This is a genomic window from Ectopseudomonas composti (genome assembly GCF_900115475.1).
Lineage (GTDB): Bacteria > Pseudomonadota > Gammaproteobacteria > Pseudomonadales > Pseudomonadaceae > Aquipseudomonas > Aquipseudomonas composti.
Window position 1 is genome coordinate 83,987 of record NZ_FOWP01000010.1, and the last position, 14,965, is coordinate 98,951.

A 14,965-nucleotide genomic window follows, 5' to 3' on the forward strand; every position below is an offset into this window, starting at 1 on the left:
GGATTATTGCCTGGCCCGCAGGCAGCACAGCGTCGAACGCCCTGAGCCATTGGGGCGCCGGGCTGGATCGGCATAAGTCAGCAGCTCGGCGAAACCGGCCTTGCGCATCATGCCTGCCGACGCAGCGTTCTCTTCATGGCGATCGATATAGATGTCGTACACGCCCAGGCGCCAGAAGTCCTGCACCGCCTCGTCCAGCAGGCGAGCCCCCAGCCCGCGCCCCGCGCAGTCGCGGTGCACCACGGCCTCACAGATGTAGCCATGCTGGTGCCTGGCGCGTGCAACCGGTTGGTGGGCAGCGAAATGTTTGGTCAGGCGATAGCTGACGAACCCCTGCTGGGTTCCATTCTCCTCGGCCACGACCGCCAGGGTCGTACCTGCGGCTATCCCGTTCAGGTGCTCGCGCACCTCGGCTTCAGGCAGATGATTCCAGGGGTTGGGGCCGTGTTCGAGAATCAGCGCGCAAAGCGCTTCGATATCCTCATCACGGGCCTGGCGAATGACCAGCTGACTCATTTCCTGACGCTCTCCTCAATCCATGGATGTTGCTTGGCAGTAACGCCGAGAAGGAGCGAAGTGATGGGAGCTGCCACCAGCAACCGCTTCTCGCCTGACGAACGAAGGAACAGTCTACCGGGGGGCAGCTACCTGAGGACAGCTACAGTCAGGCTCGAGAAACGCCTGGCAGTGCGTCAGTGATCATCTTCCCAGGGCTGTCCACGGGTTTGCTCGGTCAACTGCACCTTCTGCTGCATCGCTGCCTTGGACAGGATGTGCGCACTGACCGGCGCCGTCAGGAACAGGAACAGGGTGATCAGCAGCTCATGCAGACTGAGGCTGCCGGTGTGGTGGGCGAAGAACAGCATCGAGGCGATCAGCGTACCGCCGACCCCCAGCGTCGTGGCCTTGGTCGGGCCATGCAGACGCGTGAAGAAGTCCGGCAGGCGATACAGCCCGATGGCACCGACCAGGGCGAACAGACTGCCCAGAATCAGGCAGGCGCAAATCAACAGTTCCAGCCAGAACGGCATGGTCATTCCCCCTTAATCGATGATGTCGCCGTGCAGCAGGTGCTTACCTACCGCGACCGTGCCGACGAAACCCATCACCGCGATCAGCAGCGCGGCTTCGAAGAACAGATCCGATGCCAGCCAGATGCCGAACAATACGATCAGCGCCAATGCGTTGATGTACAGGGTATCCAGCGCCAGCACGCGGTCGACCATGCTCGGCCCTTCGACCAGACGCGCGACATTGAGCAGCATGGCCAGTGTGATGATGCCCATGCACAGAAAGACTACGTTCTCGAGCATTCGAAAATCTCCAGCAGCGGCGTTTCGTAACGGTTCTTGACCGTGGCGATCAGCTCGTCGTGATCCGGCACGTCGAGCCCGTGCAGCAACAGGGTCTTGTGGTCGGAGCTGAGCCCCGCGGAAACGGTACCGGGGGTCAGCGAAATGATGCAGGCCAGAGTCGACAGGACGAACTCATCCTCGATCTCGACTGGCACCTCGACGAATGCCGGATTGAGCCGTGACTTCGGCCCCAGCACCAGCTTCACCACCTGCAGATTGGCCACCACGATGTCGTAGAACACCTTGCCGATGAACAGCAGCAGCCCCAAGGGTTTGCGCACCTTCGGCACGGTCAGCAGGAAAGTGCCGCAGAGGTGCACGATTGCCCAGCCCAGGAACAGCCCGAGCAGGATGTGGCCAAGGTTCAAGGTGTTGACCAGGAGCAACCAGAGCACCGCCAACAGCAACGTCATCCGCGGGTGTGGGAAAAAACGCTTCATGCCGCACCTCCGGTGATGATCGACAGGTAGGGTTGCAGATCGAGCAACTGCGCCGCGGCAGCCTCCAGATACGCCATTATCGGAGCGGCAGCGATCATCAGCAGCGGGCTGGCCAGCAACAGGCCCAGCGCAGCCAGGAGGCTCACCCGCTCAGCCGGCTCGGCAGTCGAAGGTTTGCCATCTGCCTGCTGACCCAGCCAGAACAGGCTGGTACCGGCGCGGCTCAGAGCCACCAGCGTCAGCAGACCGCCGATCAGTACCACAGGCCACAGGCTCCAGGCCTGCCAGCCCGGCTCTGCCGCGCGCAGCAGCAGCATCTTGCCGAGGAACCCGGAGAACGGCGGCAGACCCGCCACGGAAATCGAGGCGAAGAAGAACATGCAACCCAGCACCAGTGGCTGGCGCAGCACGCGCTCCTGCTGCAGATCACCTCCGGCGCTGTCACGCTGGGCAACCACCAGGCCCGCCAGCAGGAACAGCGCGGCGCTGATCAGCGTGCTGTGCAACATGTAGTAAAGCGCGGCGCTCAAAGCCGCCGGGCTACCGATGGCGAAACCAGCCATCAGCGTGCCCACCGAGACCAGCACCAGATACGCCAGCAACGCCTGCAACTGACGCGCACCCAGGGCACCGATCACACCAAAAGCAATGGTCGGCAGTGCCAGCCACCAGAGCAGCTCATGGCCAAGATTGGCCAGCGGCCCAGCCTGCTCGCCGAACACCAGGGTGAACACGCGCACGATGGCGTAGAAGCCTACCTTGGTCATGATCGCGAACAGCGCCGCCACCGAAGCAGGCGCCGCGGCGTAGGCACGCGGCAACCAGAAGCACAGCGGCAGCACGGCGGCCTTGAGACCGAAGACGATCAGCAGCAGATAGGCGGCGGCCTTGAGCAGCGGCGCGTCAGCGACATTGGCGCTGGCCACGCGCGCAGCCAGGTCCGGCATGTTCAGGGTGCCGGTCAGGCCATACAGCAGGCTGACGCCGATCAGGAAGAATGACGAACCCAGCAGGTTGAGCACCACGTAATGCACGCCAGCCTTGACCTGGCTGGCGCGGTTGCCATGCAGCAGCAGCGCGTAGGACGAGATCAGCAGTATCTCGAAGAACACGAACAGGTTGAACAGGTCGGCGGTGAGGAACGCACCGTTGATGCCCAGCAGTTGAAACTGGAACAACGCATGGAAGTTCGGCCCACGCTCGTCCTCGCCACGGCAGGCGTAGATCAGGGCGAAGCCGGCCAGCACCGAAGTCAGCAGCAGCAGCGCCGCATTGAAGCGGTCGAGCAGCAGCATGATGCCGAACGGCGGCGCCCAGTTGCCCAGGGCATAAACCTGCAGTTGCCCGGTCCCGGCCAGTTGCACCAGGTACAGACAGACCGGCAGCAACGCCAGGCAACCGACCAGGGAGATACCCCGCTTGACCTCGCGCGACCAGCTGTGACCGACCAGCAACAGCGCACCGAAGAACATCGGCAGCAGGATGGGGAGGATGATGGCGTGACTCATGCGCGCGGCTCCTCGCCATCGACGTGATCGGTTTTCAGCTCACCCATGCCACGTAGCGCCAGCACCACCACGAACGCTGTCATGGCAAAGCCAATGACGATCGCAGTCAGCACCAGAGCCTGCGGCAGTGGGTCACCGTACTCGGCGCTCTTGCCGATCACGGCCGGCACGCCTGTACCGAGGCGGCCCATGGAGAAGATGAACAGGTTGACCGCGTAGGAGATCAGGGTCAGCCCCATCACCACCGGAAAAATACGCGCCCGCAGCAACAGGTAGACGCCGCTGGCGGTCAGTACCCCAAGGGTGATTGCGAATACAGCCTCCATATCAGATGACCTCCTTGCACGACTCGTCCTGACTGACATGGCCGAGGTTGGAAAGAATCAGCAAGGTGGCGCCGACGACGGCCAGGTACACCCCGAGATCGAAGAGGATGGCGGTGGCCAGTTCGATTTCACCGATCAGCGGGATATGGAAATGACCGAACGCCGACGTCAGGAACGGCGAGCCGAAGGCCCAGCTGCCCAGACCGGTCAAACCGGCGATCAGCACACCCCAACCGGCGGTGGCGTGATAGCTGAACTTGAGGCGTTCCTGAGTCCAGGTCACGCCGTGGGAGATGTACTGCAGAATCAGCGCCACCGAGGTGATCAGGCCGGCAATGAAGCCGCCACCCGGCAGATTGTGGCCACGCAGGAAAATGAACGCCGAAATCAGCAGCGCCATCGGCAACATGGCACGCGCCAGGTTGTCGAGGATCATCGGGTGCGCATCGGTGGACCACGGGCGACCATTCTTGTCGTGGGTCGGATGCGGCAGGTGCAGGCCATGCAGCAGCGCGTAGATGCCGATGCCAGCGATTGCCAGCACGGTGATCTCGCCCAGGGTATCGAAACCGCGGAAGTCCACCAGGATCACGTTGACCACGTTGGTACCGCCGCCCCCGGAGACGCTGTTCTCGAGAAAGTACGAGGAGATGCTCTCGTAGGGACGCGTCAGCACGGCGTAGGTCAGCATGGAGACCATGGTGCCGCTGCCCAGCGCCAGGACCATATCTCGCAGGCCGCGCAGGCTGCTGGACTCTGCCGGTGTACGATCGGTCATGAAATACAGCGTGAGCATCAGCAGGATAATGGTCACCACTTCGACCGACAGCTGAGTCAGCGCCAGGTCCGGAGCGGAGAAACGGGCGAAGGCCAGCGCCACCATCAGGCCGGCGCCGCTGAGGATCATCAACGCGACCAGGCGACGGCGATGGAAGACCACGGTCAGCACCGCTGTCACCATCAGAATCAGCATGCCAACCGTTGTCAGCGGATCGATCGGCGTCATCTCCACGCTACCGGTCAACTGCTCGAGAGGCGACAGCGCGATCACCACCAGGGTCAGAGCACTGCCGAGCATCCAGGCCAGGTAGCGCTGCAGCGAACCGCACTCCAGAAACGCGGTGATGCGTACGGACAGACGCGTCGTGTAGCGCACCACCTGGTCGAAGGCGTCCTTGGCATCGAGGTTGGGCAAACCTTCATACCAGCGGAACAGCGGCTTGCGACAGGCGTAGACGATGATCCCACCAAACAGAGCGACGAAACTCATCAGTAGCGGTAGGTTGAGTCCGTGCCACACCGCCAGACTGTACTCGGGCAGCTCACCGCCGAGGGTCGAAGACGCGGCGGCAGCCAGTAGTGGTGCCACCGTGTAGGCTGGAACCACGCCCACCAGCAGGCAGAGGAATACCAGCACCTCGACCGGCACCTTCATGTAGCGCGGCGGCTCATGCGGCGGGTACTTGGGCAAATCGATCGGCTCGCCGTTGAAGAACACGTCGTGGATGAAGCGCAGCGAATAGGCCACCGAGAACACCCCGGCCAGGGTCGCAGCGGCAGGAATCACCCAGTTGAAACCGCCCAGCAGGTGCTGGTGCAAGGTTTCTGTGAAGAACATTTCCTTGCTCAGGAAGCCGTTGAGCAGCGGTACACCGGCCATGGCCGAAGCCGCGACCATTGCCAACACTGCCGTATGCGGCATGTACTTCCACAAACCGTTTATTCGTCGCATGTCGCGGCTGCCGGTTTCGTGGTCGATGATGCCGGCCGCCATGAACAGCGAGGCCTTGAAGGTCGCATGGTTGATGATGTGGAACACCGCTGCGACCGCGGCCAGTTGGGTATCCAGGCCGAACAGCAGGGTGATCAGGCCCAGGTGACTGATGGTCGAATAGGCCAGCAGCCCCTTGAGGTCGTGCTGGAACAGCGCCATGCACGCCCCCACCAGCAGCGTGGTCAGGCCGGTCAGGCTGACCATGTAGAACCACCACTCGGAACCAGCCAGCGCCGGGTACAGACGCGCCAGCAGGAATACCCCGGCCTTGACCATGGTCGCCGAGTGCAGATAGGCCGATACCGGGGTCGGCGCGGCCATGGCGTGCGGCAGCCAGAAATGGAACGGGAACTGCGCCGACTTGGTGAACACGCCCAGCAGCACCAGCACCAGCGCCACTGGATACAGCTCATGCGCGCGGATCGCGTAGCCAGCGGCCAGTACCTGAGACAGCTCGAAGCTACCGGCGATGTGGCCGATCAGCAGGATACCGGCGAGCAGCGCCAGACCACCGCCGCCAGTGATCGCCAGCGCCATGCGCGCGCCCTTGCGAGCATCGGAGCGCGAGCCCCAGAAACCGATGAGCAGGAACGACGAGAGACTGGTCAGCTCCCAGAACATCAGCATCAGCAGCAGATTTTCCGACAGCACCACGCCGAGCATGGCGCCCATGAACAGCAGCAGGAAGGCGAAGAAACGCCCCATTGGCTCGGTTTTGGCCAGGTAATAACGAGCGTAGAGAATCACCAGCAAGCCGATGCCGAGAATCAGCAGGGCGAACAGGAAGCCCAGACCATCGAGGCGTAGACTGAGATTCAGGCCCAGATGCGGCAGCCACTCCAGTTTGACTCGCAGCACCTCACCCGCGAACACCGCTGATTGATGATTGAACAGCAGCACCAGCGCCAAGATGGGCGCTATAGCCGCAGCAGCGGCGCAGGCAGAGCGTCCGAGCCGGTCGGCCAGCACCGGCAGAAACAACCCAAGAAATGGCAAGGCGACAATCAGCGCAAGCGCCATCGGCAAAACCCCTTATGCAGGCACGTCGGGCTTGCAGACCCAACGACGAGAATTGGAGTCGCAACTCCCTGACGGTGATATTCCATGCACCACAACGGATCAGCTAAGTCGTTGTCGGCACAAGCATAACGGCCGATTATCCATAACTATCAACGCAACGTCATGCATTGAACTAGCGTAAAACACACTTGGTAACATGCGAACAGCCCGGAGTGCCTCCGGCAACCGTCCATCACTATAGCGATGGCCACAAAAAAGCCGGAGCAACCCAAGCTGCTCCGGCCTGCTTGCATCGATCAGTGAGTAACGCGGCTGGTACCGTTGACGGTCATGATGCGCACGCGCTCACCGACGCGGAATACCTGATTCGGCTCGACTTCCTGCACGTAGGCACGCATGGTGCCATCGTCTTCGCGTACGGTGATTTCCACGCCCTGGGTACGGGTCAGGCCTTCTTCAGCGGCGGCGCCGAGCAGACCACCGGCGACGGCGCCGACTACCGCCAGAACCGCGCTACCACGGCCGCCACCGAGACCACTGCCACCGATACCGCCGACCACAGCACCGGCACCGGCACCGATTGGCGTCTTGGTACCTTCGATCTTCACTGGACGCAGTGACTCGATGGTACCCATGCGCACCGTTTGCACCGCTCGGGCCTCGTCGCGGCTGTAGGTGTCGCCGGTCAGGCTGGACTGGCAACCGCCAAGGGCCAGTAATGCGGCCAGCGAGGTGATGAGCAGAGTGGGTTTACGCATAGCAATTCCTCCAGAGGTATCTCGATCCATTAGACGCCGGGGACGAGCAACTGTCACGACCGAGTCTGAACAATAATAGTTTCAGACAGACCGAGTTCAGCTAGGTTCGTCCATCAGGCCCGCGCGAGGCGCCAGAGTCGAGCGATATCCGTGGTACGTGCCTGCAGCTCGCCCGCTGCGCCAGCCATGGCCTGCTCCAGCGACAGCGGCCCGGGGGCCAGGCTGAATGCAGCCTCGATACCGGCCTCGTACAGCGCCTGATAGTTGTCGCCCAGACTACCGGATAACGCGATGACCGGCACCCCGGCGGCGCGCGCAACGCGCGCCACACCGACCGGCGTTTTGCCATGCAGGGTCTGGGCATCCATGCGCCCTTCCCCGGTGATGACCAGGTCGGCGCCTTCGACGGCGGCAGCAAGGCCGGAGAGCTCGGCCACCAACTCGATACCTGGGCGGAAGCTCGCCTTGAGGAAGGCGCGAGCGGCGAAGCCAAGGCCGCCAGCGGCGCCAGCGCCCGGAAACTCGGCATGATCCTCGCCCAGTGTCGCCGCAACGATACGAGCGAAGCGACCGAGGGCCGTGTCGAGCTGCGCGACATGCTCAGGCGTCGCGCCCTTCTGCGGACCGAACACAGCGGAGGCGCCGCGCGGCCCACACAAGGGGTTGTCGACGTCAGCAGCCACCTCGACCTGCACGTTGAGCAGGCGCGCATCGAGATCACCCAGATCGAGCTGATCGAGATCGGCAAGAGCGGCGCCCCCCGGCGCCAGCTCACACCCTTGAGTGTCGAGAAAACGTATCCCCAACGCCTGCAGCAGGCCCATGCCAGCGTCGTTGGTGGCACTGCCGCCCAACCCAAGGATGATACGTGTAGCACCGGCGTCCAGCGCCTCGCGGATCAGCTCGCCCGTGCCGAAGCTGCTGGCCAGGCGCGCATCACGCTGCTCATGCGGGACCCAGTGCAGGCCGCTGGCAGCCGCCATCTCGATCACTGCAGTGCCCTGCCCCAACCAGCCCCAATGCGCCTTGACCGGCTCACCCATAGGGCCACACACCTCACACTCGCGGCGCTCGCCGCCGACGGCAGCCAGTAGCGCATCGACCGTACCCTCGCCGCCATCGGCCATTGGCCGCAGCAGGCACTCGGCCTCGGGAAACACCTGCTGCCAACCGCGTGCGATGGCAGCGGCCACATCGGGCGCGCTAAGGCTCTCCTTGAAGGAGTCGGGAGCGATGACGATTTTCATGATAGGAACCTCGAAAGGAGGCAGGCGACCTTCTGGTCGCCTGCGGTTACAGACCGTTGAAAAACGTAGGCGAGGCAGTCAGTGCAATACCGATGGCGGCCCCGCAAAAACAGGCGAAAAACGGTCGGAGTCGCGCTCGACTTTACGAGCGGTAAATGAGCATTTTGAGCCTGTTTTTAACGTAGCAATGGCAACGCAGGTAGTTTTTGAACGGTCTGTTAAAGCGGGATTACAGCAAAACCAGGCTCAGCAGCCACACAGCGGCCATACCGGCAATACCCTGGATCAGGGTCGCCATGGTCTGGGCACGGTAAGCGGTCGCCACCTTCATGCGGCTGAACTGGGTCACCACCCAGAAGAAGCTGTCGTTGGCGTGGGAAACGGTCATGGCGCCTGCACCAATGGCCATGACCGTCAGCACGCGGCCCATCTCGCTATCGAGCCCCAGGTTGCCGAGCAGCGGCGCGACCATCGCCGAGGTAGTGACCAGCGCGACGGTGGAAGACCCCTGAGCACTCTTCAGCGCAGCAGCTACCAGGAACGGCATGAACAAGCCGATGCCCAGGGCAGACAGGGTGTCACCCAGATAACCAGTCAGTGCGGTGGCCTTGAGGATGGCCCCGAAGGCACCACCGGCACCGGTGATCAGCAGGATCGGCGCCGCCTCTTTCAGGCCATGAGCCACGTGATCATGGAACTGCTGACGCTTGCCCTCGCCCTTGAGCAGCGAGCACGCCAGCACCAGGCCGACCAGCAGCGCGGCAACCGGCTGACCGAGGAAACTCAGCACATCGAAGAAAACACCAGTACCGAAAGGTTTACTCGGGAAAGCCGCGACCGAACCGAGGCAGATCAGGATGATCGGCACGAAGATCGGCGAGAACGCCTGCCAGGCGCTGGGCAGCTTGCCGTAGCGAGCACGCAGCGCATCGAAGTCGACGTTGTCGGCCAGCAGTTCGCTCGGCGCCTCTTCCAGCAGTTCGTGATCGTTCTGTTTGAGGAAACAGTTGGCCCACAGCATGCCGGCAAACGCGGTGACAGCTGCGACCAGCAGACCGACCAGGATTACCAGGCCCAGCGAAGTCTCCAGTCCCAGGTTACCTGCAGCGGCAATCGGCCCTGGAGTCGGAGGAACGAAGGTGTGGGTGGCGTACAGGCCAGTCGCCAAGGCAACGCTCATGGCCACCACGGACACCTTCATGCGCGCAGCCAGGGCATTTTTCAGCGAGTTGAGAATTACGTAGCCGGAGTCGCAGAACACCGGAATCGATACCAGATAGCCGATGATCGACATGGTCAGCGTGGGGAAACGCTGTCCCAGCAGACGAATGACCGTTTCAGCCATGGTGATGGCAGCGCCACTGCGCTCGAGGATCACCCCGATGATGGTGCCGAGAACGATGACGATGCCGATGTAACCGAGAATGCCGCCGAAGCCGGCAGTCATGGTCTTGATGATTTCGCCGCTGGGCAGCTGGTAGACGAAGCCAGCAATCAGCGCAGCGGCCAGCAATGCCAGGAAGGGGTGCAATTTCAAACGGGTAGTGGACAGCACGATGAATGCAATCAGTGCCACCAGGATCAGGACCAGGCCCATGACCAGTCTCCTCATTGTTGTTATGGCGGGCGCGTGGCCCGGATTGGAATGCCGACAGGCGCCACATTGTGGCTCAGCCCGTCGCGCCTAGCCCTGTGCACCAGCACCAAAATAACCAGCACCAAGCAAAGCAGCCTGTGCAGCCGCACAAAGCCTTATTTCCACCTGGTTCAGCCTGACAAGCCTCACCGAGTACTCGACGGCACGACCTCGGGCTCGAGCAGGCCCAGGCCCAAGGATAGCTGCAGACGCTGATCCAGCCGATTGAGGTCCAGGCCACTGAGTTCGGCTATGCGTTCCAGACGGTAGCGCAGGGTATTGCGATGAATGCCCAACGCCTGGGCACAGGTCTGTACCTGGCCGTCGTGGGCGCACCAGGCCTCCAGGGTCGCACGCAGCGTGCCTTGCGGGTCCTGCGCCAGCACCTGGCGCAAGGGTGCCAGCCAGCCCTGCAGCAGCCAGCTATGGCGCTGAGCGTAGAGCAACGTCGGCAAACGCAACTCATCCAGGCGCAACAGGCGACGCTCGGGAAAGCGTGCCTGGCCATAGGCCTGCAGATCACGCAGGACCAGGCTGGCCTGCCGCAGCTCGGTCAGATCATGCAGCCGATCACTGAGCGCCAGCGAGCGCACGCCCCACTCGCGCTCGTCGGCCTGCTGCAACCAGGCGCGATCATCGCGCGTGACGCTGTAGGGCCGGCACCAAAGCAGCTCGTGGCGTCCGAGTGGTGCGATCAGGTGCTCGCTCTTGCCACCCAACGCCGCCAGCAGGCGGGCCTGGCGTGGCAGTGGGTCGCCCTCAGCGCTCAGTTGCAGCAGACATATCTGGCGCGGCCAGGTGAGCTGCAGACCCAGGCGCTCGGCATCGGCCTCGAGACTGGACAGACGCAACTGCGAGTCGAGCAGTTGGCGCAACCAGGCCTCCTGCTGATGCCGCTGCCAATGCCGCTCGGCCTGCAACACGCGGTGCTCGACCAGCATTTCGGCGGCCATGCGCACCAACTCCGCATAGGGGCGCACGATTTCAGGATCACCGGTGATGCCGAGCACGCCGATCAGGCGCTCGGCATGCAGCAACGGCAGGTTGACGCCAGGCTTGACCCCACGCAGGCAAGCCGCCGCCTGCGCGTCGATCTCCACGACGCGACGGTTGGCCAGCACCAGTTGCGCGCCTTCATGACGGGTGTGCAAACGGCTGGGGTCGCCGCTGCCGATGATCATGCCCTGCGCATCCATCACGTTTATGTTGTGCGGCAGAATGGCCATGGCGCGGTCGACGATATGCTGCGCCAGGGTGGAGTCGAGTTCGAGCATCGGAAGCGGCCTCGCGGATGAGGCCGCTATTGTAGGCGTGTCAGCGGCGCCTCACGAAGTACCCTTCGCGGCGCCGACGAAACCTTCGGGCAACCAGAGAAACGCTGAAAAACCGTCATTCCCGCACCAGGCAATAATCCAGAGCCGGCAAATCACCTGGGCTCCCGCCTTCGTGGGAGTGACGATAAATGGCTTCTTCAGGACATCCCTGGGATTTACTCCGCAGCAGGCGCTGCAGCGCTCTCGGCGGCCTTGTCGTCTGCCGGCGCTTTCGCCTTGGCCTGGTTACGCCGCGCTTCCATGCGATGCCGCCTGGCCTGCTGCTTGGCATGCAATGCCTGAGCCGCCGTCACCGCGCCAACCGGTTGGCCTTGCAGGTCCAGGCGCGGTGCATTCTCGGTCATCGCCGACCAATAACGCCCGCCCCGGCACCAGGCAGCAATGCCCAGTTTGAGCTGCTCGAGGTTGATACCCAGCAGCGACAGATGCTGCTCGGCGTCCTTGAGAATGCCCTCCTTCAAGGGCACCTTGGGTGCCGGATTGACCGGGAAAGCCAAGGGGAAGTGCTTCTGCAACCTCCAGATCGCCTCGACGGCTGGATCCTGCTCGCGCAGCTTGGCTTTGGGCGCTTGCTTGCGCTTTTGCGGCTTCGCGCTTTCGGTTTTTACCTGCTGTACCTGCTCTACCTGCTTTTTCTCGGCCCGCAGGCGGTCACGTAGCTCGGCTAATTGTTCAAAACCCATCGTTCGGTTCGCAGCGTCCTGGTTGGTTCGTGGCGCAAGGTTATCTTATGTGCTCGTTTCGTACAGCCCCATCGGCTGCTGACATGTTCGGTGGCAGGTGATGGACAAGCCGTGAAAACAGTCCCGTCAAGACGTTTGCCCATTAAGGCGCCAGACGTTCGCGAAGCCAGGCCTCGCCCTGCAGGCGATAGTTGAGGCGGTCATGCAGACGGCTCGGTCGTCCCTGCCAGAATTCGATGCGCTCCGGCAGCAGGCGGTACCCCCCCCAATGCGGCGGGCAATGTGGTGTCTGGTTGAGGAAGCGTTTTTCGGTCTCGGCAAGCAGGCCTTCGAGCTCGGCGCGATCACGAATCACCTTGCTCTGCGGCGAAGCCCAGGCACCGATACGGCTGCCCAAAGGACGCACCTGGTAGTAACCATCGGATTCGGCAGCCGTCACGCGCTCGATGCGGCCTTCGATGCGCACCTGACGCTCCAGACTGGGCCAGAAGAAGGTCATCGCGGCAAAGGGACGAGCCGTCATCTGGCGACCCTTGGCACTGTCGTAGTTGCTGAAGAAGGTGAAGCCTCGCTCATCGAGGCCCTTGAGCAACAGCACACGGCAATGAGGGCGGCCCTGTTCATCGACAGTAGCCAGGCTCATGGCGTTGGGTTCGACCGGCAGTTGCTCGGTCTTGACCGCGTCATCGAACCACTGACGAAACAGGGCAAAGGGCTCCAGCGGGGCCTGGGCTTCGCTCAGGCCGTCACGGGTGTAGTCGCGGCGCATATCGGCCAGGGTTTGGGTCATGGCAATTCCTCAGGGCAGAGCAAGAAACCAATCCGTACGGTTTCTAGTGCCTGCCCGCGCAGGGTGGAAATGCCCGCAAGCTTACTCCGACTTGCCCTGCTTTCCTTGATCTACAGCAGCTACCTTGGGCGCGTCTTTCAGCTCTGCCTTGGCCGGCTGACTGTATTTGGCGATCAGCCCCTGCATGGTGTCACGCGAGGTCAGGAGGATTTCCACGCGGCGGTTGAGCGCACGACCGGCAGCACTGTCATTGGCGGCGCGTGGTGCGTCAGACCCCAGGCCCATGACCTGTAGGCGGTTCTGCTTGAGACCACTGAGACGGAAAATCGAGGTCACGGCTCGTGCACGCTGCTGGCTGAGTTCGCGGTTCTTCCCGTCGTCGCCGCTGCTGTCGGCATGACCGAGCACGACCACGGCGATGTCCTGGTCGGTTTCCAGCAGTTTGGCCACGCGAGTGATCGGGCCCAAGCTGACCGGCAACAGCATCTGCGGACGATCCGGGTTGAAGGAACCCTGCACTGGCGCAGTGACGACCAGCAGGTTCTCGCGGCGCTCGAACTCGAAATGGCTGCCCTTCACGGCCTCACGCAGCTTCGGCTCGTACTCGTCAAGCCAGGCGCGGGTTACCTGGGGCGGTGGCATGACTGCCGGCTTGGCGACTTCCTTCTTTTCCGAGCCGGCGCAGCCCGCGATCAGCAGGCAGCAGGTAAAGGCAAAAATCTTGTTGGCACGCATGTAGCCCCCGGGGTCACACAAATCTAATGGTCGGTTCGTTATGGTTGATACTGAACGGCTGGCGCAAGTTTAGCCGTTTCAATCAGATACAGTCCGCAATCTGTCGTGCAAGTTTCTGCGCGCGGGGGTCCATCAAGACGAACGGTCCTAGATTGTTGGTAACGAAACCGAATGCGAGGTCCCGTTCCGGGTCGGCAAAACCACTGGAACCACCGGCACCGGGGTGCCCGAAGGCCTTTGCCCCCATGCCGTAGGTGGCATTGGCCACATCGGACTGGTCGAGCATGCAGCCCAGGCCGAAACGCGTGCGGGTCAGCAGGGTCTTGTCATCCCCTAAACTGTGCTCACGGGTCATTTCACCGAGCAAGTCGGCATCGAGCAGGCTGCCGTCGAGCAAACCGGCGTAAAAACCCGCCAGGCTACGCGCGTTGCCATGACCGTTGGCGGCAGGCTGCTGCATACGCCGCCATTCCGGCTTGTTGGTGCTGGTCATGATCGATGGCGGGTTGGTGAACGAGCGCGTGCTCATGGCGCTGGCATCGCTCATCATCACCTTGAGCAGGCGTTGCGCTGCCGCATCGCCGAGATTGCCCTTGCCGCGAGCGATATGGGCAACGCGATCAAATTCGCTATCGGCCAGGCCGACATGGAAATCCAGCTGCAACGGTTTGGCGATGCGTGCGGCGATACTATCCCCCGGCCCGCGCTGTTCCACGCGGCGAATCAGCTCACCGATCAGCCAGCCATAGGTGATGGGCGCATAACCATGGCCATCGCCCAGCGGCCACCAGGGTGCTTCGGCCGCCAGTGCGCGGGTCATGATCTGCCAGTCGTACAGCGCTTCGGCGGGCAGCGCCTGACGCAACGCCGGCAACCCGGCCTGATGGCACAGCAGGTGACGCACGCTGATGCGCCCCTTGCCGGCCGCCGCGAACTCGGGCCAGTAGCGTGCTACCGGCGCATCCAGGTCGAGCTTGCCCTCGCCCACCAGTTGCAAAGCCACCACCGCAGCAAAGGGTTTGGTGCAGGAGAACAGGTTGGCGATAGTGTCGCTGTGCCAGGTCTGCTGGCCATCCTTGTCCATCACACCGGCCCACAGGTCGATCACGGTTTCACCGCCGACCTTCACGCACAGGGCCGCGCCGCGCTCCTGCTTATCGTCGAACAGAGCGGCGAACGCATCTCTTACCGCCTCGAAGCGCAAGTCGAAATAGCCCTGAATCTGCACGTTGTTCTCCCGTTTCGCTGCTTGACCGAAGGCTGCCCATGCTGGCAGCCGCCTATCATGCAATGTTCTGAAACTTCATAAAATAGCGGCCTTCGATTGGTTTTTTCTATGCTGAAAAAAGCGCGGCCTGA

15 protein-coding genes are annotated in these 14,965 nt (G+C 62.7%); all 15 read right to left on the bottom strand.

Annotated elements, in window-relative coordinates:
* Positions 1–3 precede the first annotated feature (3 nt).
* Complete coding sequence (locus tag BM059_RS17710; RefSeq protein WP_037001352.1) at positions 4–516, bottom strand: GNAT family N-acetyltransferase; 513 nt, start codon at positions 514–516, stop codon at positions 4–6.
* 176 nt (positions 517–692) lie between these two features.
* A complete protein-coding gene (locus BM059_RS17715) occupies positions 693–1,031 on the bottom strand; it encodes a Na+/H+ antiporter subunit G (RefSeq protein WP_037001384.1) in 339 nt (112 codons plus the stop codon).
* A gap of 12 nt (positions 1,032–1,043) precedes the next feature.
* A complete protein-coding gene (locus BM059_RS17720; RefSeq protein ID WP_074940588.1) occupies positions 1,044–1,313 on the bottom strand; it encodes a K+/H+ antiporter subunit F in 270 nt (89 codons plus the stop codon).
* A complete protein-coding gene (locus BM059_RS17725) occupies positions 1,298–1,795 on the bottom strand; it encodes a Na+/H+ antiporter subunit E (protein WP_074940591.1) in 498 nt (165 codons plus the stop codon). The genes BM059_RS17720 and BM059_RS17725 overlap by 16 nt, the downstream gene beginning before the upstream one ends.
* A complete protein-coding gene (locus BM059_RS17730) occupies positions 1,792–3,303 on the bottom strand; it encodes a monovalent cation/H+ antiporter subunit D (protein WP_074940594.1) in 1,512 nt (503 codons plus the stop codon). Before BM059_RS17730 ends, BM059_RS17725 begins: the two co-directional genes overlap by 4 nt.
* A complete protein-coding gene (locus BM059_RS17735; protein WP_037001348.1) occupies positions 3,300–3,629 on the bottom strand; it encodes a Na+/H+ antiporter subunit C in 330 nt (109 codons plus the stop codon). Before BM059_RS17735 ends, BM059_RS17730 begins: the two co-directional genes overlap by 4 nt.
* A gap of 1 nt (position 3,630) precedes the next feature.
* Positions 3,631–6,423, bottom strand: a complete 2,793-nt coding sequence (locus BM059_RS17740) for a monovalent cation/H+ antiporter subunit A (RefSeq protein WP_074940596.1) — start codon at positions 6,421–6,423, stop codon at positions 3,631–3,633.
* A gap of 296 nt (positions 6,424–6,719) precedes the next feature.
* The gene (locus tag BM059_RS17745; RefSeq protein WP_037001346.1) at positions 6,720–7,181 is read right to left on the bottom strand and encodes an outer membrane lipoprotein; all 462 of its coding nucleotides are present in this window, start codon (positions 7,179–7,181) and stop codon (positions 6,720–6,722) included.
* A gap of 113 nt (positions 7,182–7,294) precedes the next feature.
* On the bottom strand, positions 7,295–8,428 hold the full coding sequence (locus BM059_RS17750) for a glycerate kinase (protein ID WP_074940599.1): 1,134 nt from the start codon (positions 8,426–8,428) through the stop codon (positions 7,295–7,297).
* A 229-nt stretch (positions 8,429–8,657) separates the two neighbouring features.
* Positions 8,658–10,025 carry a GntP family permease gene (locus BM059_RS17755; protein ID WP_074940600.1) on the bottom strand — a complete coding sequence of 456 codons (1,368 nt, stop codon included), beginning with the start codon at positions 10,023–10,025 and terminating at the stop codon, positions 8,658–8,660.
* A gap of 185 nt (positions 10,026–10,210) precedes the next feature.
* Positions 10,211–11,338 (bottom strand): sugar diacid recognition domain-containing protein, encoded by a 1,128-nt coding sequence (locus tag BM059_RS17760; RefSeq protein WP_074940603.1) that lies wholly within the window; start codon positions 11,336–11,338, stop codon positions 10,211–10,213.
* 215 nt (positions 11,339–11,553) lie between these two features.
* Positions 11,554–12,081, bottom strand: a complete 528-nt coding sequence (locus tag BM059_RS17765; protein ID WP_074940605.1) for a ProQ/FinO family protein — start codon at positions 12,079–12,081, stop codon at positions 11,554–11,556.
* 142 nt (positions 12,082–12,223) lie between these two features.
* Positions 12,224–12,871, bottom strand: a complete 648-nt coding sequence (gene pdxH, locus BM059_RS17770) for a pyridoxamine 5'-phosphate oxidase (RefSeq protein WP_037001341.1) — start codon at positions 12,869–12,871, stop codon at positions 12,224–12,226.
* Between the two features lie 81 nt (positions 12,872–12,952).
* Entirely contained in the window at positions 12,953–13,606 is a 654-nt protein-coding gene (locus tag BM059_RS17775; RefSeq protein ID WP_037001340.1) for an OmpA family protein, read from the bottom strand.
* A gap of 82 nt (positions 13,607–13,688) precedes the next feature.
* Positions 13,689–14,834, bottom strand: a complete 1,146-nt coding sequence (locus tag BM059_RS17780; protein WP_074940608.1) for a serine hydrolase domain-containing protein — start codon at positions 14,832–14,834, stop codon at positions 13,689–13,691.
* Positions 14,835–14,965: the final 131 nt, after the last annotated feature.